Annotated in this window: 2 protein-coding genes; both read left to right on the forward strand. The window is 61.4% G+C overall.

Going from position 1 to position 3,806, the window contains the following annotated elements; translation table 11 throughout:
- The first annotated feature begins 1,406 nt into the window (after positions 1-1,406).
- Positions 1,407-3,626: a TonB-dependent receptor gene (locus tag EOM25_12975; GenBank protein ID NCC26087.1), complete on the forward strand. Its 2,220-nt coding sequence runs from the start codon at positions 1,407-1,409 to the stop codon at positions 3,624-3,626.
- Between the two features lie 53 nt (positions 3,627-3,679).
- The coding region (locus EOM25_12980; GenBank protein NCC26088.1) for a DUF4198 domain-containing protein at positions 3,680-3,806 on the forward strand (127 nt) is incomplete at its 3' end.

Here is a 3,806-nt window from a genome sequence, read left to right on the forward strand (position 1 = left end):
CCTCCCCCTGCCCGATTGCCCGGACACAGGCTGCACGGTCGAGCTCGACTGGCGCTTGTCCGCCGCGGGCTGGAGCACCGGCGACCATGACGAGCCCTCCCGACCGTCCTGGCTGGTCAATGATTCGTACTGGGTGCGGGCCGGGGATGTCATGCCTCGTCTGGGGTTCGACTCCGAACGTGTCATCAGGACGGCGGCGGATCGAACCCGGCTGGGCCTGAGTCCGGAATACGACCTGCCCGCGTACCGGGCCTGCCTGGCCAGGTCGGCGGCCGGACCGGCCGGGCAATGGAAGTGGCGGGTCGAGATGGAAGGCCGGACGGAAGCGGCCGACCATGGCCAGCTCGACGGCCTGCTCGACTTTGCCGCCCTGCATGCTCCCCAAGCCTACCAAACCCAGATTGACGGCGTGACCGTCATCCACGACCCAAGCCGCGGCCACGACGCACGAATCATCGCCGAGGATCTTTCAGCCATGCGCGACCGAGTCGCCCTTCGGCTGGGCAGGGCGCCGGTCATTGAGACCGTGGTTCAATGGCCGCGCGGTCTTCCGCCGGGCGGGGGCGACGCGGCCGTGGCCGGGACCATGCTCCTCCTGGCCGAGGAACCTCACTGGGACGTGGCCGACACGGGGACGGGCCGACTGGCCCGAAGGGCCGACATCGCAGCCGCCCTGGTCAGACGTCTGCTCAGCGACGCCGCCGATCTTCGCGAGGGCCGGGGAGAACACTTGATCGGCGAGGGCCTGCCGGGGGCCGTCGGCCTGTCGTGCGTCGCCGAAACGGATGGGCCCCAAGCCCTGATCCCCCTGCTCTCGCGTGGGGCCCAGCGAACCACCAAGGCCCTGGCCGGGGCCTACAGCCCGGTCGGGCCGTTGGCCCTGGCCGTACGCCATGAATGGGCCGCCGACTATTCGTCCCTGGCGGCCTTGAGCCTGGTGTCCCGGCTGCGTCCCGAGGACCTCCGTGAGTTGACGGATTCCGTGCGCCGAACCGGCGACGTTGCGGCATCCATGGCTCGGATCTGCGGCCCGGAGGCTGCCGCGAACGGCCTCGGCCCACCCAATGCCGTGGATCTCCACGTCCAAGACGGCCAAATCACCGGCCAACGCTGGCAATGGCGCGACGGAGGCTGGCAGCTCCTTGACGGCCAGCCCTCGCCGTGCGGCCTCGAATTGCAGAACGGTCGTCTTGCCTGGGCGAGCCCGCCGACATCGACCACCAACGTCCTCATCCTCGACGACTGGCCGGCCTATGAACGCGAGCCCAAGGACAATGTCGTCCTTAGCTCGTCACGATGACCGCCCCTGCCAGGAATGGGCGTCCTTTTCCCGATCGGGGCGGATTTTTTCCCGATCCGGGTTGAGAAAGATGATACGAACATGAAAAGACCTCCAAAATTCAATCATGATCTCAAGGAGGATCAGCATGTTCTATCGCCAACGTCTTCAACCTCGCCAAGAAAGGCCGCTCAAACCCGGGAAATCCCTGAGAGCGAGCCTCCTGCCGCTTGCTCTGGTCTTGGCCTTGGCCTGTTCTCCGGCCTGGGGGGCCGAAACGACCAACGCCACGTCGGACAACGGCACCATGACCCTGGAAAAAATCACGGTCACGGCCAACAAGATGGAAGAGGACATTCAAAAAGTTCCCCAGAGCATTACGGTTATCGACGAATTCGAGATCGAGGAAAAGGGCCTCAAAACGGTCCAGGACGTCGTCGACCGGATTCCCAACATGCTGGCCTCGCCATATCACGGCACTGCGGTCAGTTTCAGAGGCCTCAATCAATCCATGTTCACCAACAACAACCCGGTGGTGATCTATATCGACGGAGTACCGACCAGCAACCGCTACGGCTTTGATTTTTCCATGGCCAACGTCGAGCGCATCGAAGTGCTGCGAGGCCCTCAAGGCACCCTGTACGGCAAGGACGCCATGGGCGCGGTCATCAACGTCGTCACCAAGGACGCCGGAAGCACCTGGCGGGGCAAGATCAACACCGAGTATTCGAGCTGGAACACCCTCTGGGGCTTGGCCAATGTCAGCGGGCCCCTCATGGAGGACACCTTGTCCATGGGCATCAACGGCCAATACAGCCAGACCGATGGCTGGATCCGCAACGACTACCCGGGCATGAACCCGGATGTCGGCCGGAAGCATGAACACGATATCAACGGATACCTCTTGTTCACCCCCACGGATCGCCTGCGTGTGCGTCTGTCCGCCAGCAACGGGTATCATAAACTCCACAGAGGGACCGAACTCGCCTTGCCCGGGAACCCCAAGCTGAGCGATTTCAAGCGCGATGACCTCAAACACCAACGCCTGGACATCGAGGACAATAGCAAAATCGAAATCAACGACCAGAGCCTGACCGCCTCCTATGATTTCGATTTCTTGAAAGTCGAATCCATCACCTCCCACCGGACCCAGACCCAACGGGGTCTGTTCGACGGCTTCCCCGCCGCCACCGATGACCCGCTGTTCGACGGCTTGACCATGTTCGACGATACGGATCTTTCCTTGCTGGCCGAGGAGTTGCGGTTCAGCAGCCCAAACACCGAGGGTTTCCGCTGGGTTGGCGGCCTGTACTTCGAAAAGGAAAAAACCAAGATGGGTCCCTATGGGCAGGAATTTCCCATGTTCGACCCCGAGACAGGCGCCTATCTCGGACCCTATACCCAGAATGCCGAATCCGACACCGACGCCATGACCCAGGCGGTTTTCGGCCAGATCGTCTTTCCGTTCGCCGAACGCTTTGAATTGACCCTGGGCGGCCGATACCAACACATCAAGAAGGAGATGGACCTGGATATGTATATGCTGCCCAAGGGGCAGAGCGGCCCCCCCATGTTCAGCATCTCGCCCGAAAAATCCTGGGAGGCCTTTTTGCCCAAGGCCGCCCTGTCCTACGCCCTGACGGACAATTGGACCGCCTATGTCTCGTACGCCCAGGGCTACATGCCCGGCGGGTTCAACAATTTTGCCATGGGCGGGAGCGATGCCGACAACACCTTCGAGCCCGAACAATCATACAACTACGAGGCCGGCCTCAAGGCCGAATACGACTCCTGGCGGCTGGCCGCATGCGGGTTCTACATGGATATCAAGGATATCCATGTCTATAAATCTGTAGGAGCCATGTATCTGACCGCCAACGCGGAAAAGGCCCATTCTCAGGGCTTCGAGCTGGAAGGGACCTGGCTGCCCCCTCTGGACGGTCTGGAGATCAGCGGCGCCCTGGCCCTGCTCGAAGCAAAATACGACGACTACGACACGGGAACCACCAACCTCAAGGGTGAGCGCATCGACGGCGCGCCCTCGTATTCCGTCCGCCTGGGCGTCGACTATCACCATTCGTCCGGCCTCTACGGCTGGACCGAGGTCCGCCAAGTGGGGGATGTCCACTATTATGACGGGGCGCAGCAAAGCTTCGTGAAGGCCGACCCCTACACCTTGGCCGACCTGAAAATCGGCTACCTCTACGAGGGATGGGATTTCTACGGCTACGTCAAGAATATCTTCGACGAGGAATACATTAACGGCTTCAGATCAAATTATATGATGTCCGTGGCCGGTTTCGGCGACCCGAGAAGCTTCGGAGTCGGCCTGGCCTACAATTTCTAGCCATGCTCCATGGTTCGACACGAAAACGAAAACCTTCAACCACGGGAAAAAACATGAAACGAATCTGTCTGGCTTTCATTTTCGCCTTGTCCTGCTCTTCAACGGCCCTGGCCCATTCCCTCTGGATCAACGCATTTGAATCCCGCGCCCACGGATCGCACCACGCCATGGTCTCCCTGG

This window comes from Deltaproteobacteria bacterium, from assembly GCA_009929795.1.
Taxonomy (GTDB): domain Bacteria; phylum Desulfobacterota; class Desulfovibrionia; order Desulfovibrionales; family Desulfomicrobiaceae; genus RZZR01.

Coding starts and splice junctions, on each gene's coding strand:
- EOM25_12975 (NCC26087.1), top strand. CDS start 1,407: ATGATCTCAAGGAGGATCAGCATGTTCTATCGCCAACGTCTTCAACCT.